Below are 23,108 nucleotides of genomic sequence, written 5' to 3' on the forward strand. Positions count from 1 at the left end.
GTCGTACCGGTTTCAAAACACCCGCGAAGGAAATCATGTCCGCAGTCCCGTCCTCTATCACCGATAGCGCCGATCAGCACGCCACGCTCGAAGCCCGCCTCGCGCGCTTTCCGGCGCAACAGATCTGGCTGGCCTCGCAACGCGCGGTGAGCTATCGCGAAGTGGATAGCGCCGACAACAGCGCGCTGCCGCTCGTGTTGCTGCACGGTATCGGTTCGGGCGCGGCTTCGTGGGTGCAGCAGTTCGAAGGACTCGGCGCGACGCGCCGCGTGCTGGCGTGGGATGCGCCGGGTTATGGCGCATCCACGCCGGTCGCGGCTGAATCGCCGGTGGCGAGTGATTACGCAGGCATATTGAACGAGTGGCTTGACGCGCTCGGCATCGAACGGTGCGTGCTGCTTGGCCATTCGCTCGGCGCGATTATCGCCGGCGCGTTTGCCGTGACGCATCCGCAGCGTGTGGCTGGTTTGCTGCTGTTGTCGCCCGCTGGTGGCTACGGCGCAGCGTCGGCGGATGTACGCAATACGAAGCGCGATCAGCGTCTTGCGATGCTGAATGAACTCGGTCCGCAAGGCCTCGCCGAAAAACGCAGCGCCAATATGTTGTCCGCTCACGCAAGCGGCGAAGCGCGCGCATGGGTGCGCTGGAACATGTCGCGCGTGATCCCGCACGGCTATGCGCAGGCGACGCATCTGCTCGCCAACGCCGATCTCGCCGGCGACCTCGCGCGCTACACAGGCCGCATCAACGTGGCCGCCGGCGCCGACGACACCATTACGACGCCCGAAGCCTGCGAGCGACTCGCACTGGCCGCGGGCACCCAATTGCAGGTCGTGCCGCGCGCGGGGCACGCCGGCTATATCGAAGCACCCGCCGCGTACACCGCGATCATCGACACGTTCTGTCGCTCGAGCGACGGACAACGGAGCCAATGAATGACGCCCGACACGCCCGACACAATTAACGCCGAGCGCGACGCGGACGAAGTCCGCAATGACCCCGGCAACGACACCAACGGCGACACCGCCTACCGGGTGCCGGGTCTCGAACGCGGTCTGAAGATTCTCACGGAGTTCTCGCCGCGCGAACCGGTTCTCGGCGCACCGGAATTATCCAAGCGCCTGAAGATTCCTCGCACGACAGTGTTCCGTCTGCTGCAAACGCTCGAATCGCTCGGCTTTCTCGAGCGTGCCGACAAGGACCGCAACTATCGCCTCGGCGTCGCGGTGCTGCGGCTCGGTTTCGAGTATCTGAGCTCGCTCGAATTGACCGACCTCGGTCTGCCGATTATCGAGGCGCTGCGTACGGAAACCGGCCTCACGAGTCACATCGTGATTCGCGATGGACGTGACGTCGTGTTCGTCGCCAAGGCACAAAGCCATGCGCCGATTTTCAGCTCGGTGAAGGTCAACGTGGGCACGCGTCTGCCGGCCTATGCCACAACACATGGCCAGGTGCTGATGGGCGACATGACGCTCGACGAGCTGAAGAAGCTCTATCCCGAGCCGGAACTCGAGCGCTACACGAAGCAGACGCCGGTCACCGTAGACGATCTGTACGAACGGATTCGCGACGATGCGATGCGCGGATTCGCGATCAGCGAGTCGTCGTTCGAGCGCGGCATTTCGGTGGTGAGCGCGCCGGTGCGCAACGACACGGGCCGCATCGTCGCCGTGATCACGACGACGATTCCGCGCCACGAGATCGATGCGTCGCTGCTCGATAGCGGCCTGATCGACAAGGTCCGCCGCGCGGCCGACGAACTTTCGCAGCGGCTCAACTATCGGCCGAAGGGTGGCCCGAAGGCGGGCAGCAATTACATGAAAGCATTGGGACTCTGATGATCCAAATCGACTTGACCGGACAGGTAGCGGTGGTGACGGGCGGTTCGTCCGGCATCGGCCTCGCGACCGCCGAACTGTTTCTGCGGGCGGGTGCCTCGGTCGCGATCTGCGGCCGCGACACCGAACGTCTCGCGCAAGCGGAAGCCGCGCTGAACGCGCAGTTTCCGAACGCGCAGTTGCTTGCCCGCCGCTGCGACGTACTCGACGCCGACGACGTGAAGGCTTTCGCAGAAGCGGTGCAGACGCGCTTCGGCCGCACCGACATGCTGGTGAACAACGCTGGCCAGGGCCGCGTGTCCACTTTTGCCGACACCACCGACGACGCCTGGCGCGAAGAACTCGACCTGAAGTACTTCAGCGTGATTCGCCCGACCCGCGCATTTCTGCCGATGCTGCGCGACTCGGCTGGGGTGAGCAGAAGCGCTTCAGTGGTCTGCGTCAACTCGCTGCTGGCGTTGCAACCCGAGCCGCACATGGTGGCGACTTCGTCGGCGCGCGCCGGCGTGCAGAACCTGCTCAAGTCGCTCGCGGTGGAACTCGCGCCGCAGCGCATCCGCGTCAATTCGATTCTGATCGGCATCGTCGAATCGGGTCAATGGCGCCGCCGTTACGCAAAAGAAGCGCAGCCGGGCCAGAGCTGGGAAGACTGGACGGCCGAGCTGGCGCGCAAGAAAAACATTCCGCTAGGCCGCTTCGGTCGCCCCGAAGAAGCCGCTCAAGCGCTCTTTTATCTGGCTACGACGCTGTCGTCCTATACGACGGGCAGTCATATCGATGTTTCTGGAGGCGTTGCACGACATGTCTAACAAAACCACCATTGGCGAACTGATCGCCGCCTTTCTCGAGCAATGCGGCGTTCAAACCGCATTCGGCGTGATCTCGATCCACAACATGCCGATCCTCGACGCGATCCATAACCGCGGCAAGATCCGCTATGTCGGCGCGCGCGGCGAAGCCGGCGCGGTGAACATGGCTGATGGCCTCGCGCGCGTCTCCGGCGGCCTCGGCGTTGCATTCACCAGCACGGGCACCGCGGCGGGCAACGCAGCGGGCGCGATGGTCGAAGCATTGACCGCCGGCACCGCGCTGCTGCACGTCACGGGCCAGATCGAAACCGAATACCTCGATCAGGACCTCGCGTATATCCACGAAGCACCGGACCAACTGTCGATGCTGTCGTCGATCTCGAAGGCCGCGTTTCGCGTGCGTTCCGTTGAAACCGCGCTGCCGACTATCCGCGAAGCCGTGCGTGTCGCGCAAACCGCGCCGAGCGGTCCGGTGAGCGTCGAGATTCCGATCGACATTCAGGCCGCCGAAGTCGAATGGCCCGCCGATCTGGCCGCGCCGCACATCACGACGCTCACGCATTGCAAGCAGCGCGTCGCGCAACTCGCCGATTCATTGGCGACGGCCAAGCGCCCGTTGCTGTGGCTGGGCGGCGGCACGCGTCACGCGACCCAGGCGGTCGAGCGTCTGGTGGCGCTGGGCTTCGGCGTCGTGACCAGCGTGCAAGGCCGTGGCGTGCTGCCGGAAGATCATCCGGCCACGCTCGGCGCGTTCAATGTGCACACGGCGGTCGAGAGCTTCTACAAGACCTGCGACGCGCTGGTGGTGGTCGGTTCGCGTCTGCGTGGCAATGAAACGCTGAAGTACAAGCTCGCGTTGCCGCAACCGTTGTATCGCATCGACGCCGACGCGCTCGCCGATAACCGCGGCTATCGCAACGAGATGTTCATTCACGGCGATGCATCTTCGGTACTCGAAGAACTTGCAACGCTGCTCGAAGGTCGTCTGAAGGTCGACCCGACTTTCGCGCAGGATCTCGCTGCCGCGCGCGAAAGCGCCGTCGCCGATGTGGGCAAGGGCCTCGGCCCGTACAAGCGTCTCGTCGACGCGCTGCAGTCGGCGGTGGGCCGCGACTACAACTGGGTGCGCGACGTCACGATCTCGAACAGCACGTGGGGCAACCGCATGCTGAAGATTTTCTCGCCGCGTGCAGGTGTTCACGCGCTCGGCGGCGGCATCGGCCAAGGCATGCAGATGGGCATCGGCGCGGCGCTCGCGGGTAGCGCGGCGAAGACCGTGTGCCTCGTCGGCGACGGCGGCCTGATGGTCAACGTGGGCGAACTCGCGACGGCCGTGCAGGAAAACGCCAACGTGATGATCGTGCTGATGAACGACCAGTGCTACGGCGTGATCCGCAACATTCAGGACGCGCAATACGGTGGCCGCCGCTGCTACGTCGATCTGCATCAGCCGGATTTCGCGCAGTTCTGCGAAAGCCTGAAGCTCACGCACTACCGCATCAAATCGCTCGACCAGGCCGACGCGATCATTCGCGAAGGTATGGCGAAAACGGGTCCGGTGCTGGTCGAAGTGGACATGCTGTCGGTCGGCTCGTTCGCCACCGCGTTCGCGGGGCCGCCGGTCAAGGAACAGGAGCCGGAACATGCGTGACGCGGGCTACGCGGGGCATCACGCACCCGTCGACGTCGCGATGATCGGCTTCGGCGCGATTGGCCAGGCGGTGTATCGCTCGGTCGCCGCCGATCCGACGGTGCGCGTGTCGCACGTGATCGTGCCGGAGCGCCACATGGCTTCGGTGCGTGAAGTAGTGGGCGACTCGGTGGATGTCGTGGCCTCCGTGTCCGCGTTGAGCAGCCAGCCGCATTTCGCGCTGGAATGCGCGGGACATAGCGCACTGGTCGATCACGTGGTTCCGTTGCTGAAGGCCGGCACGGACTGCGCGGTCGCATCCATCGGCGCGCTGTCCGACATGCTGCTGCTCGACGCACTCTCGGCAGCCGCCGATGAAGGCGACGCCACGTTGACGCTGCTCTCCGGCGCGATCGGCGGCGTGGATGCGCTAGCCGCGGCCAAGCTCGGCGGTCTCGACGAAGTGCTGTACACCGGCCGCAAGCCGCCCACGGGTTGGCTCGGCACGCCGGCGGAACAGCTCTGCGATCTGCACACGCTGAATGAAGAGAAGGTGATCTTCGAAGGCAGCGCGCGCGAAGCGGCCCGGCTCTATCCGAAGAACGCCAACGTGGCCGCGACGATCGCGCTAGCCGGCCTCGGTCTCGACCACACCACGGTTCGACTGATCGCCGATCCGAACGTGACGCGCAACGTGCACCGCATCGTGGCACGCGGCGCATTCGGCGAGATGTCGTTGGAAATGTGCGGCAAGCCGCTGCCGGATAACCCCAAGACGTCCGCACTGACCGCGTACAGCGCGATGCGTGCGCTACGCAATCGCGCGGCGCGCTGCGTGATTTAAGCCCCAGTTGATTAGCTGAAGCAAACCGGAATGACCGACATGACTCACTTCGATACCAGCCTCGTGCCCACCGGCGATATTTTCATCGGCGGCGAATGGCGGCAAGGGCGCGGCAACCCGTACAAAAGCCTGTATCCGGCGGATCAGTCGGTCAACATGGAAATCTCGACGGCTAATGCCGACGACGCCCGCGACGCCGTGGAAGCGGCGGATATCGCATGGCGCCGCGCGGACTGGTCGGGTTTGAAGCCGCATCAACGCGCGCTGATTCTGTACCGCATCGCCGATCTGATCATGGCGCGTCACGAAGCGCTCGCGCAACTGCAGCGCCGCGACAACGGCAAGCCGATTGGCGAAACGCGCGTGCTGGTGGCGAGCGCCGCGAACACGTTCCGCTATTTCGCGGCGTGCCTCGAAACGCTCGACGAAGAAGTCACGCCCTCGCGCGGCGACTATCTGACGATGAGCATCTACGAACCGATCGGCGTGATCGCCGCGATTACGCCGTGGAATTCGCCGATTGCATCGGACGCGCAGAAGCTCGCGCCGGCACTCGCGGGCGGCAACGCAGTCGTGTTGAAGCCGGCTGAAGTGACGCCTTTAGTGTCATTGGCATTGGCGCGCATTTGCGAAGAAGCCGGTGTGCCGAAGGGCGTTCTGAGCGTGTTGCCCGGAAAAGGCTCCGTAATCGGCGACGTGCTGGTGCGTCATCCGCTGGTGAAGAAGGTGTCGTTCACGGGCGGCACCGAAGTGGGCCGCGGCATCGCGCGCATCGCGGCGGACAAGTTGATGCCGGTGTCTCTGGAGCTTGGCGGCAAGTCGCCGACCATCGTCTTCGACGACGCCGATCTCGATCATGCGGTCAACGGCGTGCTGTACGGCATTTTCAGTTCGTCGGGCGAAGCGTGCATCGCGGGTTCGCGCCTGTTCGTGCAGCGCTCGATCTACGACGCGTTCATGAAGCGTCTCGCGGAAGGCGCGCGCAAACTGCGTGTCGGCGATCCGTCGCGTGAGCAAACGCAGATGGGTCCGCTGATTACGGCGGCGCATCGCGAAACCGTCGAACGTTATGTCGCGCTGGGCCTGGAAGAGGGCGGCCGCCTGCTGTGCGGCGGCGAACGCCCGGTCGGCGATGGCCGCGAAGCAGGCACCTACTTCCAGCCGACGATTCTCGAAGGCCTGACCAACAACGCCCGTATCTGCCAGGCAGAAATCTTCGGCCCGGTGCTGGTGGCGATGCCGTTCGACGACGAAGCCTCGCTGCTGAAAGAAGCGAACAACAGTGTGTTCGGCCTCGCCGCCGGCATCTGGACGCGCGATTACAAGCGCGCATACCGGATCGCACGCGCACTGGAAGCCGGCACCATCTGGATCAACACCTACAAGCTGTTCTCGATCTCGACGCCGTTCAGCGGCTGGAAAGAGAGCGGCATGGGACGCGAGAAAGGCCGGCTCGGCATCCGCGAATACATGCAACAGAAGAGCCTCTACTGGGGCTTGAACGACGCGCCGCTGGCGTGGGCGAATTAATACGCAAGATACGCAAGAGGCACGTTATGACGATTCTCGGCATTGAACAGATTATTTACGGCGTGACAGATCTCGCCACCTGTCGCCGCTTTTTCGCGGACTGGGGCTTGAAGGAAGTCGCGCACGATGAAACGCAGGCGCGCTTCGAAACGCTGAACGGGTGCACGATTCTCGTTGTGAACGCTGACGATCCCTCGTTGCCACCCGCGTTCGAAGAAGGCCCGACGCTGCGCGAAGTAACGTGGGGCGTGGCCACGAAAGCCGAACTCGACGAATTGCGCGGGCGCTTCGCAAGTCAGCCGGGCCATTTCGAAACCGACGACGCCGTCGGCTGCATCGACCCGAACGGCATGGCGATTCGCGTCGAAGTGACCCGCAAGCGCGCGCTCGACATTCACGGTTCGCCGTCGAACGTGTGGGGCCAAACGTTGCGCGTCGATCAGCCGTCGCCGATTTACGAGCGCGCCGAGCCGGTCGAAGTGGGCCACGTGGTGTTCTTCACGAACCGTCTCGCCGAACAGGAAAAGTTCTATCAGGAACTGCTCGGCTTCGAAATGTCCGACCGTTATCCGGGCCGTGGCGCGTTCATGCGCTGCGCGCCGCACGGCGGCCATCACGACATTTTTCTGCTGGCTTTGCCCAACGGTAAGCGCGGCCTGAATCACGTCGCGTTCACCGTGCGCGATATCCACGAAGTGTTCGGCGGCGGCATGCATATCAGCCGCTGCGGCTGGGACACGCAACTCGGGCCGGGGCGTCATCCGGTGTCGTCGGCTTACTTCTGGTACTTCCAGAACCCGGCGGGCGGCCTGATCGAGTATTACGCCGACGAAGACCAGCTCACGCCCGACTGGCAGCCGCGCGATTTCGAACCGGGCCCGACCGTGTTCGCCGAATGGGCGATCGACGGCGGCATCGACGGCAATACACGGCGCCAGAAAAACGCGAAGGCGCCGGAAGGCAAGTTCATGACGGAGCGCAAAAATGACTGACGCTGCTGCCGCAAAGGCGCAAGCCGCCCATGCCGGACTCGAAGCCCCGCGCACGATCGTCGTGATCGGCGGCGGTCAGGCGGCCGGTTGGGTCGTGAAGACCTTGCGCAAGGAAGGCTTCGACGGTCGCCTCGTGATGATCGCCGACGAAGTCCATCTGCCGTATGAACGTCCGCCGCTCTCGAAAGCGGTGCTGGCGGGCGAAGCGGATATCGACACCGTGCGGCTCGTGAAGCCCGACGACTTCGACGCGCTGAACGTCGAAGCCTGGCAGCCGGATTGCGCGACTTCGATCGAACGCGAGCAGCGCATCGTGCGCACGCGGTCGGGCCGCGAAATGCAATACGACCGTCTGGTGATCGCGACGGGCGGTGCGGCGCGAAAGTTGCCGGAGTCGCTTGTGAAGACCTCGCACATTGCCTACTTGCGTACGCTCGATGAAGCCGTTGCTTTGGGTGAACGCCTGCGTGCCAGCAAGCGCGTGCTGGTGGTGGGCGGCGGCTGGATCGGCCTCGAAGTCGCGGCCACGGCGCGCAAGCTCGGCGTCGAGGCCACGGTGGTGGAAGGTGCGCCGCGTCTGTGCGCACGTTCGTTGCCGCCGATGGTGTCTGGTTTCCTGCTCGACCTGCATCGCTCGAACGGCGTGGACGTGTGTTTGAACGCTTCGCTCACCGCGCTCGAAGATCATCCGCACGACGCCAATCGCATTCGCGCCACGTTCGCGGACGGCTCGACGCTCGACGCCGATTTTGCGGTGGCCGGCATCGGTCTCACGCCGCACACGGCGTTGGCGCAAGCCGCGGGCGTGAAGGTGGAAGACGGCATCGTGGTCGATCATTTCGGCGCCACGGACGACCCGCGCATTTTCGCGTGTGGCGACGTCGCCAACCATCCGAGCGCGTGGCTCAAGCGCCGCGTGCGGCTCGAATCGTGGGCCAATGCGCAGAACCAGGCGATTGCCGTCGCGAAGGCATTGCTCGGCACCTTCGAACCGTATGCGGATATTCCGTGGTTCTGGTCCGATCAGTATGACGTGAACCTGCAGATTCTCGGCGACATTCCAGGCGATGCACAACTCGCCGTGCGCGGCGACTTGCGGGGCAAACGCGCCACGCTGTTCCATCTGGAAGACAGCGCGATTCGCGGTGTGATCGCCATCAATACGCCGCGCGAACTGAAACTGTCGCGCAAATGGATGAACCAAGGCCGAACCATCGACCTTGCCACCCTGACCGACGCCTCAACGGCGCTTGCCTAACCACATCTACGGACGGCACAACGGCATGAGAACCATCGACAACACCATGGGGGACCGCAGCAGCGCCGGTGTCTCAGGCCCTGTGACCCGGGGCTCGATCATCGCGCGTCTGGAGCGCTTGCCCAAGAATGCGATGCAGGTGCGCGCGCGCATACTGATCGGTCTCGCGACGTTCTTCGACGGCTTCGATGTGATCGCGATCGCGGCCACGTTGCCGATCCTAATCGCGAAGTGGCATCTGACGCCGTGGGAAATCGGCTTTCTGATCGGCTCCGGTTCGGTCGGGCAACTGATCGGCGCGTTCGTTTTTCCGTGGTATGCGGAGCGCAAGGGGCGCGTGAAGGCGATCGCGCTGAGTTCGGGGATCATCGGCATCACCAGCATTGCGTGCGGTTTTGCGCCGACGTTCGCGGCGTTTGTCGTGTTGCGCGTGATTCAGGGGCTTGGGCTTGGTGGCGAATTGCCGGTGGCCGCGACTTACATCAACGAGATCAGCCGTGCGCATGGCCGTGGCCGTTTCGTGCTGTTGTATGAAATCGTTTTCCCGGTCGGCCTGCTCGCTTCGAATGCGTTGGGTGCGTGGATCGTGCCGCGCTTCGGCTGGCAAGCCATGTACTTTATCGGCGGCATGCCGTTGATCCTGTTCTTCGTGCTGCGCAAGCTCGTGCCGGAATCGCCGCGCTGGCTCGCTGAACGTGAGCGGATGGCCGACGCGGATGTGGCGGTGCATGCGTTCGAACGCGCGGTCAAAGGTCCACTTCCGCCGGTCACGCAGTCGGCTGAATTCGAAGCGATGGCCAATCGTCATCCGAAGCGCCGCATGGGCGACCTGTTCGGTCCCGCGTATCTGAAGCGCACGCTGGCTGTGGCGATGTTGTGGATCACTTGCGGCTTCATTCAATACGGTCTTTCGACGTGGCTGCCGACGATTTACCGCACGATTTATCACGCGCCGTTGCAACTTGCGTTGAATCTTGCGGTGGCGGCTTCGGTGCTCGGCGTGGTGGGTTCGTTGACTTGCGCGTTGCTGGTCGACAAGGTGGGACGTAAGCCGATTATCAATCTGTCGTTCGTGGCGTGTGCGATTTCGCTGCTGCTGGCGGGTGTGCTCCACGATTCGTCGGTGTATGTCGTGGCGACGTGCTGCGCGTTCTCGCTGGGCTTCCTGGCTTGCGGATTCATCACGGCTTATGTGTACACGCCGGAGCTGTATCCGACGAGTATCCGTGCGATGGGGTGCGGCGTCGGCGGCGCGTGGCTGAAGGTGGCGGCGATCTTCGCGCCGGCTATCGTGTCGAAGACGATGATCGGCGGGAATTTGCAGGTGGCGTTCTATATCCTCGCGGCGGTGCCGTTTCTTGCGGCGGTGGCGGTGCACTTTCTTGGGATTGAAACCAAGGGGAAGGTGCTGGAGCAACTGGAGGCTTGAGGTTTTTTACTGTTTGAGTTTGGTGGGCGGTTGATGTCGTAGTACCGCGATTAGCTGGGAGACGAGGGGCGCACTGGGTGGTGTGCCCCTTCGTTTTTTTTGGGGGGTGATTACCGCGTCGCCTGGCGCGCTTCTCGCCGCTGCCTAATCCCCTCAATAACCCAGATACTCATCAACCCCGCACTCACGCATGCGATGATGTCCGGCTTATAAATCGCCAGCGCCATCCACACAAGGTTCGCATACCCGCGAAAAAACGCCGGTATCGCTGCGCGCAGATCGTTCCAGCGCGTCGTCGCCAGCACGCCGCCGGCCGCCGACATCACCGTAAACAACGCCCACGCGAACTGCGTCGCACGCACTTCGCGCTGCAATAGCAATACGATCAACGCTGCGAATCCAGCGAACCACAAAGGCGCGCAAACCCAAAACAACAACCGCGGCCGACGCGCGATCCATCCGCGCCATTCCGCTTGCGAAAACGAAATGAAGAACGCGAACAGCACACCATGCGCATAAGGCATCAGCCACGCATGCGAATCCGTCGCGATCCAGTGGCCCGCAAAGCCCAACGCCGTCGCGCTGAATGCGGCGAGTATCGCGAGCTCCTTGATAGGCGGCCAGCCGTGAATCAACGCGGCCCAGATCGTACAGACGCTCAGCGTGGCCATCGCGATCGATGTCGAACGGCCGCTGCCGTCCTCACACAGCGCAACGGTTGTCGCACCGAGCCACACGGGAATCCAGCCATAACGCAGCCAACCGATCGAGCGCAACGCTCGCAGCCGCTGTTGCTGAGGCTCGGACAGCAGCACGGTCGTAGCGGCGACCGTTACCAGCGCGAGCATCAGCGTCGACAGAAGAATGCCCAACTGAGCGAGCGACCATTGATCGAACCATCGGCTGCTATTGGGTTTCAGCGAAGCGTCCGCGAACAGCAAGCCGCACCACGCGTTCAAGGCGAGCGCCGGTCCGAACAGACGGCCCGCGCCGATGCGGAATTTGAGGCAACGTCCCCAAAAATCGACTTTCTCGGCATCGAGCCGCAGCCGCACGACATTCGGATGGTAGCGACCAAGCGCGGTCAATAACTGCTCCATCTCTGCGCGCACGCCGGCACGAAGCAGTGCTCGCGCGCCGGCCGCCAATTGCGGCGACGGACCTTCGAGCAATGCCATTGCGTTCGTGAAGCGCAGGCGCAGCGCGTTGTAGTCCTCGTCGGCGAACACGCGGTTCAGCGCGAGCGTGGCAATGGCCGCGTTGCGCCGTCGTAGATGTGCCGCGTTGTCCCGCCAGCCGAGAACCGCGCTCAAATTCATGCGCAGCATGGCCGGCGTGTCCTCGTTCAGACAATGACACAGCGCCTGCCATTCGAGTTCATCGCGCGTCGCAATGTTGACGACGGCGGCGAACAGATCCTGCAAGGAGCGGCGCGACTCGAGGTCGTCCGTTTGCGCGATGAAGTTTTGCCAGAGCTGGACGGCGGTTTCGAAAGCGTCGGGTTCGCGGACGGCGGCCTCGACTTCCGAAGTGTTGACCGTAACGTGGGACGTCGCCGGCGTGGTTGCAGACTTCCGCGTAGTTGCGATCAAACGCTCGGGTTCAGTGCAAGACGCGTTCGCTGTTGGTACCGCGGCTACTTCTTTCGCGATCGCGCCACTCGCCATTTGCAACGCCGACTCGTACGCGTACCGCAGACGCTGAAAAGCCTCGGCATCTTGATCTGGACGTTGCTGCTTCAACAGCCGCGCATAAGCGCGACGGACCGCCCGCTCGTCGGCATTCGACTCGATGCCGAGCACATCCCAAGGCCATTGATTGTTCGAGATGGTATTCATGGCCGGTCAGTAAGTCACATGTACATCGAAGCGATCCAGCAGCGCGCTCAGCTCACCGCGCGCCTGCGCGATTTCATCGGCGTTCTGGCGCTCGATCAGTGCCTGGAAGCGGGCGATATGCGCGGCCAGATATTGCCGATGATCGCCGAGCGTTTCTTCATAGACACGGTCGGCGCGCGTCAGCAGCGTCCGGTTCTCGAGTTGATCGCGAGGGTGGATCTTCAATGCGCTCAACGCGGTAAGTCGCTCGCGAATTTCTTCCGGTGTCATCACGCCGGGATTTTCTTCGATCACCATCGCGCGTTTTACGCCGCCCGGAAACGCAGTGGCCTCCACTTCCAGCACGCCGTTGATGTCGTATGTGAAGCGCACATCCGCGCCTGCTTCGCCCGCTGCCTTGAGCGGCACTTCGAGCGTGAATTCACCGAGCGCCACGTTGTCCGTGGTCAAACGCGCTTCGCCCTGAAACACTTTGATGCTCAGCATCTGCTGACGGTCGCGCACCGTGAAAATGCGCTGCATACGGCTCACCGGCACGATCGTATTGCGTTCGATGATCGGCAGAAAGTGACCCGGCACGAACTGAGCCGGCCCGACCTGCATGGCTGTGTCGATACCGAGGCTATAGGGCGCGACATCGGTCAGCACCATTTCGTCGAGCCCGGCATCGCGTCCGACGAGTCCGGCTTGCACCGCCGCGCCGAGCGCGACCACTTCGTCCGGATTCAAATGTCCGGCGGGTAGGCGGCCGAACATCTTCGAGACCAGCTTGCGGACCATCGGCATGCGCGACGCGCCGCCGACGAGGATGATCTCGTCGAGCGCGGCGACGGCAATCTTCGAATCGCGCAATGCACGTTCCACCGGTTTGCGCAGCCGTTGCAGCAAATGCTCGCAGGTGCGCTCCGCTGCGGCCGCGTCGAGTTCGAGCGTGTGCGCGTGGTCGCCGATCGTGAGTTCGAGCGTGACGCTGTCGACGCCGTTCTGCGTGAGCTGACGTTTCGCGCGCTCGGCCTGCTGATGCAGACGTTGCGCGGCAACCGGCGTGAGCGATTGGACCTTGAGTCCGTTGCGCTGGCAGAACAACTCGACCAATGCATCGGTGAAATCCTCACCGCCGAGAAAATTGTCGCCGGTGCTGGCGCGCACTTCCATCACGCCTTCGAAGAAATCGAGCACAGAGACGTCGAAGGTGCCGCCGCCCAGATCGAAGATCAGAAACTTGCGCTCGCTGTCGCGTTGATGCACGCCGTACGCGAGCGAGGCCGCGGTCGGTTCATTGACGAGGCGCAGCACGTTCAGGCCGGCGAGTTCGCCGGCAATGCGCGTGGCTTTGCGTTGTGCGTCGCTGAAATAGGCGGGCACGGCGATCACGGCGTCGCTGACTGTTTCGCGGAGAAACGCTTCGGCATCGGCCTTCAACGACTTGAGCACCAGCGAGGACAACTCCTCGGGACGCAGCGACTGCGTGCCGAGCGACACGGTGCGACTCGTGCCCATATAGCGTTTGAAGTTGGCGGCGGTGCGCTCGGGATGCGTATGCAGGCGGTCATGAGCGGGGCGGCCGACGAGGATCGAGCCATCGCCGTCGATGGAGACGCACGAGGGCGTGAGCGTCTCGCCTAACGCGTTCGGGATGAGCACGGCGCGGTCGTCGCGCCAGATTGCCGCAAGACTATGCGTGGTTCCAAGATCGATGCCGATGATCGAAGGCATGTACAGTTTCCGATTCGTTTGCGCCCCTCCATGAGGAGATCGCCCAAGTTTTCGCTGATGAACCGCGTGGAGCCGGGTGTAGCTCCGTCCAATGGCGATAACGGCAGACCGCACGCAAACTTGAGCGGCGCGGGAAACGAAGGCGGCGGAAATCGGACCGGACAATGCGCGGCGCATGGTGGCCACGAGATCGGTCGGAGATAAAAGCAGTGTGCCGCACAGAGCGCGCGGCACGGCGAGACGAGCGGGAAGCGCGCTAGGCGAGCCCGCCGCGCGGCATCACAAGGCTTTGCGATAGACCAGGAAGCCCGAACGGTCCGCAACCTTGTCGTAAAGCTTCATCGCCGTCTGATTCGTCTCTTGCGTTTGCCAGTAGACGCGTTGCGAACCATCGGCTTTGGCGCGCTCATACACGGCTTCAATCAATGCGCGGCCAACGCCTCTGCCGCGCTCGGAGTCTAGCGTGTAGAGGTCTTGCAGATAGCAGATTGGTCCTTTCATCGTCGTGTGACGGTGATACAGGAAGTGCACGAGGCCGAGCAACTGGCCGTTGCGTTCAGCCACCATGGCATGCATCGGCTCGTAGCCGTCGAAAAAACGTTCCCACGTGATTTGCGTGATCTCGCGCGGCAACGCGGTTTCGCCCGAGCGGCCATAGAACGCGTTGTAGGCATCCCATAGCGGCAGCCATGCATCGAAGTCGCCGGGGACGACGGGGCGGATTTGAATCGAATCGGACATGTGCGGTTCCTGGTCGGAAGAAGACTGCTGAACCGCCAGCATAGAAAATTTGCGGCGCTATTGTTAGATCCACAGTACGTTCAGAATGTGGAGCCACCAACTGTGAATCGAGGAAAACGTTCAGGCCGTCTCGGCTCTGAGCCAACGCGCGAGCGTGGCGTCGTCGTCCGTCTCCAGCGTTTCCGCGATGCGCCGCCCCACCGCTGCACCGAATTTGTAGCCGTGCCCCGAGCAAGCCGACACCACCAGCGTGTTGCCGATGCGCTTCGAAAAGAAACGGTTATCCGCCGTGAACGTGTACGCGCAGGTTTTTACTTCGGATACCGTATATTCGTCGATGCGGCTGAATGGCGGCGCAAACAGCCGCCGCAAGCGGTCGCCTTCACCGGGCGCGGCAACGCGATTCGCGTCGGGGTCCGGCGCGCGTGATTTATTGATGCCCGCGCCAAACTTCAGACCAATGCCGTCGAGCGGCGGCAGCACATAGCCGTCGCTCGCGCCGCCGATATCGACGATCGCGGGCGCCGTCGACCACGCGTCTTCCAGATCCGCGGGCGGCTCCAGATAGGCGACGATGTTGCGATACGTCATCAGGTTTTCGGCAAGCGCGGGAAACAATTGCGGCGTCCATGCGCCCGCGGTGACCACGAGCCGGTCCGCATGCACGATCACGTCGTTTTCGATGCGCACGGAAGCGGTCTGAGGGTCGACCGCGAGCACCTTGGTGTGCATGCGAATGTCGGCGCCGCGCATCTTGAGCCACGCTTTCATATCGCGTGCAATGCGTTCGCTGAAAAGTGCGCCGCCGTCGTGATCGAGGTAGGCGTAACGAAACGTGGCTGGGTCGAGAAACGGGTAGCGCGCCGCTGCTTCGAGGGGTTCGAGCCTTTCGTACTCGAATCCCATGCGGTCGAGGCCGTTGCGAAACTGTTCGGCGCCATCGCCCGCGAATTGCGAAATGCCGAGCACGCCGCAATTTGCATAGTGCGACACGCCGAGATCGTTCCACAGAAGGTCCCAGCTATCGAACGCCTCTTCGATGTTTCGGGCATAACCGTCCGCATCGCCATATGCGCGACGAATCATGCGATGCCGGTCGCCCGACGCGCCGAGTGGATTTGGAATCGAGCCCTGCTCGATCAACGTGATGTCATGTCCCTGTTTCGAGAGCGACCACGCCGTGCTCAAACCGGCGATGCCCGCGCCTACGATCGTTACCCGCATGCCAACTCCCCCGAGTCGATGGTTCTGGGCGAGAGTCTATCAGCGGGAAAAAAATCGGTGCGCGTTATGTGAATTTTTGCGCGAGTCGGTCGAGGCGAAAAAAATTGCGATTCAGCAGGCGGTGGTCTCCGCGCGCCGCCGTGTCAGTGTTTGCGATTCGAACTGTCGCGAAGCTGGTTGCGTACTTTTTTCGCGGCGAAGAGCGGCACGTAATCGAATACACGCGCGTCGTGCCGGTAGTTGGCCAAGGTGTCCGCGTACATCTTCGAGACCGTTTCCGCCGGCGTGTCGGTTTCTTCGGCGATGCTTTTCACTAATTCATCAACATTAGGCTCGGGTTGTGACATGGATCTCTCCAAAGGTGCGGACAGGTTGGGCGGATGGCACGCGGACAACAGGAGTTTCATTACAGGATGCGATGCGCGGCGATGCCAATTGAATCGGTCTATCGCATGATTTTTTTTCAGAGAGATTTTTGTCTTGCGATGCAGCAAGCGTCCGTGCTGCACGGCTGGCCGAAAAATCAATGCGTGTGCCGGTGATGGATATCCGGGAAATGCGCATGCGCGTGCGTCATGGGTGCATGGCGGTGCGGATGGGTATGCGGCTCGTCGCCGTCCCACGCGAAGTCGTGCTCGTGCTGGTGATGCGCGTCGTGCCGGTGACGATGCGAGTGCTCGAGCGGATCGTGCGTGTGCGGATGCTCATGACGTTCGCGAATGTGCAGCCACACGCCGAGCGTCATCAGCGCTGCAGCGACCCAGAAAAGCGGCGGCGGCAGTTCGGGCCACAGTAGCCAGGATAAAGTCACGCCGAATAGCGGCGCAACCGAAAAATATGCACCGGTTCGCGCGGTGCCGAGATTGCGCAGCGCGACGACGAACAGCACGAGACTCACGCCGTAGCCCGCAAAGCCGGTGAGCATGGCGAGCGCGACGGTCGAGAGCTTCGGCCATGCGGCGCCGAGGGTGAGCGCGAGCGCCACGTTCACCGAACCGGCCACGAGTCCTTTTATGCAGGCGATGAACATTGCATCGTGAGCCGACACCTTGCGCGTGAGATTGTTGTCCACGGCCCAGCACGCGCAGGCGCCGATCAGCAGCAGCGTGCCGGGCGGCAGTCCCGCCGCGCCCGGCTGCCATGACAGCGCCACGCCGCCCGCGACGATCGCGGCCATGCCGAGGAACACCTGCACGTCGACGTTCTCGCGAAACACGATCCACGCGATCAACGCGGTGAATACGCCTTCCAGATTCAGCAGCAGTGAACCTGTGGCGGCCGGCGTCGTTTGCAGACCCAGCATCAGTAAAGCGGGCCCGGCGACGCCGCCGGCTGCGATCGCGCCGGCCAACCAGGGGGCTTCGCGCAACGGGAAATGGCTGTGGCCGACCGGCTGGCCGGCGCCGCCGCCTTTTAGCCGGCGCGCCAGAATCACCGCGGCAAGGCCGCAGCCGCTACCGAGATAGAACAACCCAGCCAGCAGGAACGGCGAGAGCGAGCCGAGCAGCGTCTTGGCGAGCGGTGTCGTCGCGCCGAATAGGGCGGCGGCGAGCAAGGCGGTGAATGCGGCGTTTGAGCGGGTAGGCATGAGGGAATTCACGCGGGAGCGGGCGTTGCGGACACGATAACGCTAACCGGATCACGCCGCTTGTATCGTCGCTAAGCTGCGCTAAACAAGCGCTCCGACAGAAAATCGACGAACGCGCGCAGCTTCGGCGACAGTTGCCGGCTGGATGGCCAGAGCACGGAAAACTGTCCTGCATGCGCCAGATGGTCGTCGAGCACGTTTTGCAGTGTTCCCGCCCGGATCGCGTCGCGAGCCAGAAAATCCGGCATGTAGGCCACGCCCAGACCGAGTTCCGCCGCCGCTCGCAGGGCTTCCATGTTGTTGCAGGTCAGCGCGGTCGGAAAGCGCGCGGTCGCGTCTTCAGGAAGTCCTCGAAACGCCCAGTGCTGCAATTTGCCCGAGGTCGGAAAGCGGAAGCGCAAGCACGCGTGCTGCGCGAGATCGGCCGGCGCGAGCGGCACGCCGTGCCGTTGCAGATAACCCGGCGACGCGCACAGTACGAAGCGGAACGGGCCGAGCCGCTTGGCCATCAACTGCGAATCGGGCAGATCGCCGCTGCGGACCGCGGCGTCGAAGCCGCCTTCGATCACGTCGACGATGCGGTCGTTGAAATCCAGTTCGAGGTCGATCTCGGGATAGCGCTCGGCGAATTCCGGAAGGATCGGCAGCAGGAAGCGGTAGCCGATGGTCGGCAAAGTCACGCGCAGGCGCCCGCGTGGCGCGGCGTTGGCTTGCAGCATCATCGCTTCGGCTTCGCTCAGCGCGTCGAGAATCTGCCGGCAGCGTTCGTAGAAGCGCTCGCCGTCGTCGGTCAGGCTGACGCGCCGCGTGCTTCGCTGCAACAGCCGCACGCCGAGGTGTTGTTCGAGCCGCGCGACGCTTTTGCCGACGGCGGAGGGCGACAGGCCGAGCCGCTGCGACGCGCCGACGAAGCTGGACGCTTCGGCCGTTTGCACGAAGGCGACGATCCCGCTCATGTTTTCCATTCGGTCGATTCAGGAATTGAAGTCTGCAGTCGGGCCAATTTAGCATCATTTGCCGCTTTCATTCTGTTATCGGTATGCGCCTTCTTGCGGAGAGCGGCGCACGCATCCAGACGGCCTGGTCGAACGTAATAGGTGTATTGCCGCCACGTTCGAGGCCCTTGCCATGCGCCGAGTTGCCTACGTCAGCGCTGCAGCTGCCGGCGCTGCAAGCGTTCTGCTGCTATCACTCACGGCCTGCTCCAACGATCCGCCCAATCCCAACCCGCGCGCGAGCGAACCGCTCGCCACCGTGCCCGTCGACTTGCCGCGCTACATGGGCCGCTGGTACGTCATCGCGAACATTCCGTATTTCGCCGAACGCGACATGGTGGCGAGCCGCGCCGAATGGACACTGCGCGCGGACGGCAAGATCGACGATTCGTACTACGCCCGCAAGAAGCGCTTCGACGCCGAGGAAAAGCACTATCAGTTTCTCGACACGCCCGTGCCCGGCAAGGACGGCGGCGAGTGGAGCGTGCAGCTGTTCTGGCCCATCCGCGTGACGCAACTGACGCTTTACGTCGACCCAGACTATCGCTACACGATCCTCGGCTATCCGGGCAAAAACCTCGGCTGGATTTTTTCGCGCGAGCCGGACATGAGCGAGGACACGTATCGGGCCTTGCTTGCGCGGCTCGATGCGATGGGCTATGACACGTCGCGATTCAGACGCGTGCCGCAGCGGCCGGATCAGGTGGGCAAGCCGGGCTTTGCGTCGCCGGGCGACAAGGATTAGCGGGCGCATCGTACGCATCCGATACCACCGTCGCCGCGCATAACCCGCATCGCCGTCGAATGAGGAAACCATGCCGCCACTTGCCGCCGCCGTGATTGCCCTGATCGGACTCATCGCGCTTTTCAGCGCCGTCTGGGCGTGGCAGTTGAGGAGCGAAAACGCCGGCATGGTCGATCCCATCTGGGCGTATTCGCTGGGCCTCGTGGCGGTGCTCTACGCGGTGCTCGGCACCGGCGACCCCGTCGCGCGCGCACTGACCGCGCTGGGCGGTTTGGTCTGGGGCGCGCGGCTCGGCACGCATCTGTGGAAACGCAACGCCGGCAAGCCGGAAGATGCGCGCTATCGCCGCTTCCGCGCAGAATGGGGCGACAAGGCGGCAAGCCGGATGTTCTGGTTTTTCCAGTTGCAAGTCGTGATTTCGATGTTGCTGTCGATCGCGTTTCTGGTGCCGTCGTACCGCGGCACTGCGCCTGCCGTCGGCTGGATGCTGCTAGCCGTCGTGGTGTGGATCGTCTCCGTGGCCGGCGAAGCGATGGCCGACCGCCAGTTGCGAAACTTCAAGGCCGATCAGGCCAATCGCGACGCCGTGTGCCGCGTCGGCTTGTGGCGTTACTCGCGGCATCCGAATTATTTCTTCGAATGCGTGCATTGGCTCGCGTATATCGCGTTGTCGATCGGCACGCCGTGGGGTTGGTTCACGCTGTTGCCGCCGGTGCTGATGGCGTTTCTGTTGCTGAAGCTCTCCGGTATTCCGCTGCTCGAAGAAAGCATGGCAAAACGGCGTCCCGGTTACGGCGACTACATGCGCACCACCAGCGCGCTGATTCCGTGGCCGCCGCGGCATTGAAGACGGCATTGAAGACGCAAGCCGGGCGCAAGCGCGCCTTCGAAAGAGTCCAAAAGAAACGCCAAGGAGTCAGCCTCATGAGTCTTTCCACCACTGACCACACGATGCCGCCGTCGTCGCCCGCCGACTCCGCCGATGGCTGGCTCATTCAAAGTTGCGAACGCGGCTGGCTACCCGACGGCGTGATCCGTTTCGGCATGCGTCAGTTGATGCGTCAGCGCCTACGCGATGAAGCGGTCGACAACGGCGAGTTGCGCGCGCAACGGTTCAACCGTCTGCTCGACGATCTGCGCGCGAGTCCGGTCGCCATCGAAACGCAAGCGGCCAACACGCAGCATTACGAGGTGCCGGCGTCGTTTTTCCACGCGCATCTCGGACCGCATCTGAAGTATTCGTGCTGCCTGTATCCGACCGGTGGCGAAACGCTCGCGCAAGCCGAAGCGGCCATGCTCGAACGCTATGCCGAGCGTGCGGAACTCGCCGACGGTCAGCGGATACTCGATCTCGGCTGCGGCTGGGGTTCACTGTCGTTATGGCTGGCGGCGCGGTATCCGAATTCGCGCGTCGTCGCGCTTTCGAACTCGCATGGGCAGCGCGCGTTCATCGAAGCGCGCGCGGCGCAGGCTGGTTTGCACAACCTTTCGGTGGTGACGGGCAACATCGTCGATTTCGAATTCGACGGGGCGCAACTTGGCGGCGGCTTCGATCGCGTGATGTCGATCGAGATGTTTGAGCATATGAAGAACTACGGCTTGCTGCTCGCGAAAATCGCGCGCTGGATGCGCGCCGACGCGAAGCTGTTCGTGCATCTCTTCGCGCATCGAACCCTGGCCTATCACTTCCAGGTGCAAGACGGCAGCGACTGGATGTCGAAATACTTTTTCACCGGCGGCACGATGCCGTCGGAGGCGCTGCTGCTCAATTTCCAGGACGATCTGCGCATGGAGCGGCAGTGGTGGGTGAGCGGCACGCATTATGAGCGCACGGCGAATCATTGGCTCGCCGCGCTCGATGCGGCGCGTGATCGGGTGATGCCGATGCTGATCGACACCTACGGCCCGCGCGATGCGGCAGTGTGGCTGCAACGGTGGCGCATGTTCTATATGGCGGTGGCTGAACTGTTCGGCTACGCGAATGGAAAAGAGTGGGGCGTCGGGCATTATCGGTTCGTGAAGCGTTGAACCGCGGTGGGCCGATCCGCTTAAGTGCTAGGCGTGACGCGATACGCCGGCTGGCTTTCATTGTGTTTTCACGCTTGGCTTACTGCCGAGCGACCGTCTTGCGAGTGCCTCCGGACGATTTATCTGATCGTCAGGAAACTGCGCAGTCATCCGGGCATCAAACCTTGGGTGCACTCTGAGGCAGGGAAGCCCTGTCTGATCGAGCTGCCTCGCAACAGCGGCGCCAATGGACCGCAGCAACGACAATGGCGTTCCGTTCGTCGTTTGCCATTGCCGCAACCGACCCGCATGGAATCGCCGATGACCACCCCAATCCCCTTCGTCCCCGACCGCTTCAGGACCACCGCCGCGCACTACCTGGCGGGCCGTCCACCGTATTCGCCGCAATTGATCCGCCGCGTCGCGCAGTCTTGCGAACTCGGCGGCTCGCACCGGCTTCTGGACCTCGGCTGCGGGCCGGGGCAATTGTCACTGGCGTTTTCGTCGTGGGTCGGCTCGGGTCTCGCGCTCGACCCCGAACCGGAAATGCTGCGCGTCGCCGCGAGCCTGGGCGCGGGGATTGCGCCGAACATCGAGTATCGCGAGGGGAGTTCTTACGATTTGTCGCCGGCTTTGGGGCGCTTTCGGCTGGCCGTCATCGGGCGGGCGTTTCACTGGATGGACCGGCCCGACACGCTCGCGCGTCTGGATGCGCTGATCGAACCGGAAGGCGCGGTCGCCCTGTTTTCGACCGTGTTCGCCACCGACTCGCCGATGGCCTGGCTTGCGCCGTACCGTGCGCTGCTCGAGGCTTACTCGGAGGGCGACCCGGCGCGCATGCAGCGCAAGGCGGACGGCTGGGAAAGCCACGACGCGGTGCTGGCGAAGTCGCCGTTCCCGATGCTCGAACGCGTGTCGATCGTCGAAACGCGGCGGGTCTCGGTCGAATCGCTGGTGACGCGGCCGCTGTCGATGTCGAGTCTGTCGCGCGAACGGCTCGGCGAGCGGCTGGACGAACTGCTGGCGCGCATCCGGCAACTACTGGATGCGTATGCAACCAACGGCTGGCTCGACGAACGGATCGAGTCGGCCGCGCTGATCGCGCGGCGCGAGGCGGCGCACGGTTAAGGTGCAATGACTTCTAAGCCGGCGGCAACGAAATAATCCGAAAACATAGAGTTAAGCGCCCGGCGGAATAAAGCGGCACACTCGGGCGTTTGCCTATACATCGGCTTGCCTTGATGTGTTACGGCATCGCCGGATTTTCAAACAGCTTTCGCAGCCATGCCGCTGCGGACGGAACAATCATGAACACACACGCCGACTCTTTGACCGATTCGACCGGCACGCCAGTGCCGACGCGCTACACACGTACGGCCATGGTTCTGCATTGGCTGATCGCGCTGCTGATGATCGGCAACGTGGTGCTCGGGCTGAGCGCGGATTCGTTGCCGGACGACTGGGTGCGTCCGGTGGTCGACACCCACAAGTCGATCGGCATCACGGTGCTGGGTCTCGCGCTCATGCGCATCTTGTGGCGTGTGTCGCACAAGCCGCCGCCGTTGCCGCGCGAGTTTCCGTCGTGGGAAAAGATCGCCGCGCACGTCGCGCATTTTTTGCTGTATCTGCTGATGATTGCGCTGCCGCTGTCCGGCTGGCTGCACGATTCCGCATGGAAAGACGCGGCGACGCACCCCATGCATCTGTTCAATCTGTTTCCGTGGCCGCGCATCGGCTATGTGATGAATCTCGATCCGGCGCTGAAGGAGACCTTGCACGACCGCTTCGGCGCCTTGCACACGTGGCTTGGCTACGCGCTCTATGCGCTGCTGGCGATGCATATCGGCGGCGCGTTGAAGCACCAGTGGATCGATCGCAAGTCGGTTCTGAAGCGCATGGTGCCGTGAGCGCCGCATTCACC

The 23,108-nt window shown here is 63.2% G+C and carries 21 protein-coding genes; 14 read left to right on the forward strand and 7 right to left on the reverse strand.

Going from position 1 to position 23,108, the window contains the following annotated elements:
* Positions 1–35: 35 nt before the first annotated feature.
* The 9 genes from P0D80_RS19720 to P0D80_RS19760 are packed head-to-tail and all read left to right on the forward strand — an operon-like array spanning position 36 to position 10,333.
* Positions 36–935, forward strand: a complete 900-nt coding sequence (locus P0D80_RS19720; RefSeq protein WP_408286157.1) for an alpha/beta fold hydrolase — start codon at positions 36–38, stop codon at positions 933–935.
* Positions 936–1,841, forward strand: coding sequence for an IclR family transcriptional regulator (locus P0D80_RS19725; protein ID WP_408286159.1), 906 nt, complete (start codon positions 936–938; stop codon positions 1,839–1,841).
* Complete coding sequence (locus P0D80_RS19730) at positions 1,841–2,650, forward strand: SDR family oxidoreductase (protein WP_408177555.1); 810 nt, start codon at positions 1,841–1,843, stop codon at positions 2,648–2,650. The genes P0D80_RS19725 and P0D80_RS19730 overlap by 1 nt, the downstream gene beginning before the upstream one ends.
* Positions 2,643–4,301, forward strand: coding sequence for a thiamine pyrophosphate-binding protein (locus P0D80_RS19735; RefSeq protein ID WP_408177554.1), 1,659 nt, complete (start codon positions 2,643–2,645; stop codon positions 4,299–4,301). The genes P0D80_RS19730 and P0D80_RS19735 overlap by 8 nt, the downstream gene beginning before the upstream one ends.
* Positions 4,294–5,124, forward strand: coding sequence for an aspartate dehydrogenase (locus P0D80_RS19740; RefSeq protein WP_106299779.1), 831 nt, complete (start codon positions 4,294–4,296; stop codon positions 5,122–5,124). Before P0D80_RS19735 ends, P0D80_RS19740 begins: the two co-directional genes overlap by 8 nt.
* Before the next feature lie 39 nt (positions 5,125–5,163).
* Positions 5,164–6,654 carry an aldehyde dehydrogenase gene (locus P0D80_RS19745; protein WP_408286354.1) on the forward strand — a complete coding sequence of 497 codons (1,491 nt, stop codon included), beginning with the start codon at positions 5,164–5,166 and terminating at the stop codon, positions 6,652–6,654.
* Between the two features lie 26 nt (positions 6,655–6,680).
* Positions 6,681–7,646 (forward strand): VOC family protein, encoded by a 966-nt coding sequence (locus tag P0D80_RS19750; protein ID WP_408286161.1) that lies wholly within the window; start codon positions 6,681–6,683, stop codon positions 7,644–7,646.
* On the forward strand, positions 7,639–8,904 hold the full coding sequence (locus P0D80_RS19755) for an NAD(P)/FAD-dependent oxidoreductase (protein WP_408286163.1): 1,266 nt from the start codon (positions 7,639–7,641) through the stop codon (positions 8,902–8,904). Before P0D80_RS19750 ends, P0D80_RS19755 begins: the two co-directional genes overlap by 8 nt.
* Positions 8,905–8,929: 25 nt before the next feature.
* Complete coding sequence (locus P0D80_RS19760; protein WP_132379243.1) at positions 8,930–10,333, forward strand: MFS transporter; 1,404 nt, start codon at positions 8,930–8,932, stop codon at positions 10,331–10,333.
* Between the two features lie 110 nt (positions 10,334–10,443).
* Here P0D80_RS19760 and P0D80_RS19765 read toward each other — a convergent pair whose 3' ends face one another.
* The 7 genes from P0D80_RS19765 to P0D80_RS19795 form a co-directional block, all read right to left on the reverse strand.
* A complete protein-coding gene (locus tag P0D80_RS19765; protein WP_408286165.1) occupies positions 10,444–12,171 on the reverse strand; it encodes a J domain-containing protein in 1,728 nt (575 codons plus the stop codon).
* Between the two features lie 6 nt (positions 12,172–12,177).
* The gene (locus P0D80_RS19770) at positions 12,178–13,887 is read right to left on the reverse strand and encodes an Hsp70 family protein (RefSeq protein WP_408286166.1); all 1,710 of its coding nucleotides are present in this window, start codon (positions 13,885–13,887) and stop codon (positions 12,178–12,180) included.
* 279 nt (positions 13,888–14,166) lie between these two features.
* On the reverse strand, positions 14,167–14,628 hold the full coding sequence (locus P0D80_RS19775) for a GNAT family N-acetyltransferase (protein WP_408177549.1): 462 nt from the start codon (positions 14,626–14,628) through the stop codon (positions 14,167–14,169).
* 120 nt (positions 14,629–14,748) lie between these two features.
* Positions 14,749–15,852 (reverse strand): NAD(P)/FAD-dependent oxidoreductase, encoded by a 1,104-nt coding sequence (locus tag P0D80_RS19780; RefSeq protein ID WP_408177548.1) that lies wholly within the window; start codon positions 15,850–15,852, stop codon positions 14,749–14,751.
* A gap of 143 nt (positions 15,853–15,995) precedes the next feature.
* Positions 15,996–16,199 (reverse strand): DUF3562 domain-containing protein, encoded by a 204-nt coding sequence (locus tag P0D80_RS19785; protein ID WP_132379526.1) that lies wholly within the window; start codon positions 16,197–16,199, stop codon positions 15,996–15,998.
* 176 nt (positions 16,200–16,375) lie between these two features.
* The gene (locus tag P0D80_RS19790; RefSeq protein WP_408286167.1) at positions 16,376–17,440 is read right to left on the reverse strand and encodes a DMT family transporter; all 1,065 of its coding nucleotides are present in this window, start codon (positions 17,438–17,440) and stop codon (positions 16,376–16,378) included.
* Positions 17,441–17,511: 71 nt separating this feature from the next.
* On the reverse strand, positions 17,512–18,405 hold the full coding sequence (locus P0D80_RS19795) for a LysR family transcriptional regulator (RefSeq protein ID WP_408177546.1): 894 nt from the start codon (positions 18,403–18,405) through the stop codon (positions 17,512–17,514).
* A gap of 163 nt (positions 18,406–18,568) precedes the next feature.
* Between P0D80_RS19795 and P0D80_RS19800 the strand changes: the two genes are divergently transcribed.
* From P0D80_RS19800 to P0D80_RS19820, 5 genes are all read left to right on the forward strand, one after another.
* Complete coding sequence (locus P0D80_RS19800) at positions 18,569–19,180, forward strand: lipocalin family protein (protein ID WP_408286169.1); 612 nt, start codon at positions 18,569–18,571, stop codon at positions 19,178–19,180.
* Between the two features lie 70 nt (positions 19,181–19,250).
* A complete protein-coding gene (locus P0D80_RS19805) occupies positions 19,251–20,027 on the forward strand; it encodes a DUF1295 domain-containing protein (RefSeq protein WP_408286171.1) in 777 nt (258 codons plus the stop codon).
* 77 nt (positions 20,028–20,104) lie between these two features.
* The gene (locus P0D80_RS19810; RefSeq protein WP_408286173.1) at positions 20,105–21,208 is read left to right on the forward strand and encodes an SAM-dependent methyltransferase; all 1,104 of its coding nucleotides are present in this window, start codon (positions 20,105–20,107) and stop codon (positions 21,206–21,208) included.
* Between the two features lie 300 nt (positions 21,209–21,508).
* Positions 21,509–22,315 (forward strand): class I SAM-dependent methyltransferase, encoded by an 807-nt coding sequence (locus P0D80_RS19815; protein ID WP_408286174.1) that lies wholly within the window; start codon positions 21,509–21,511, stop codon positions 22,313–22,315.
* A gap of 179 nt (positions 22,316–22,494) precedes the next feature.
* On the forward strand, positions 22,495–23,094 hold the full coding sequence (locus P0D80_RS19820) for a cytochrome b (protein ID WP_132379221.1): 600 nt from the start codon (positions 22,495–22,497) through the stop codon (positions 23,092–23,094).
* The last annotated feature ends 14 nt before the right edge of the window (positions 23,095–23,108 follow it).

This window comes from Paraburkholderia sp. RL17-373-BIF-A (assembly GCF_046030175.1).
Classification (GTDB): domain Bacteria; phylum Pseudomonadota; class Gammaproteobacteria; order Burkholderiales; family Burkholderiaceae; genus Paraburkholderia.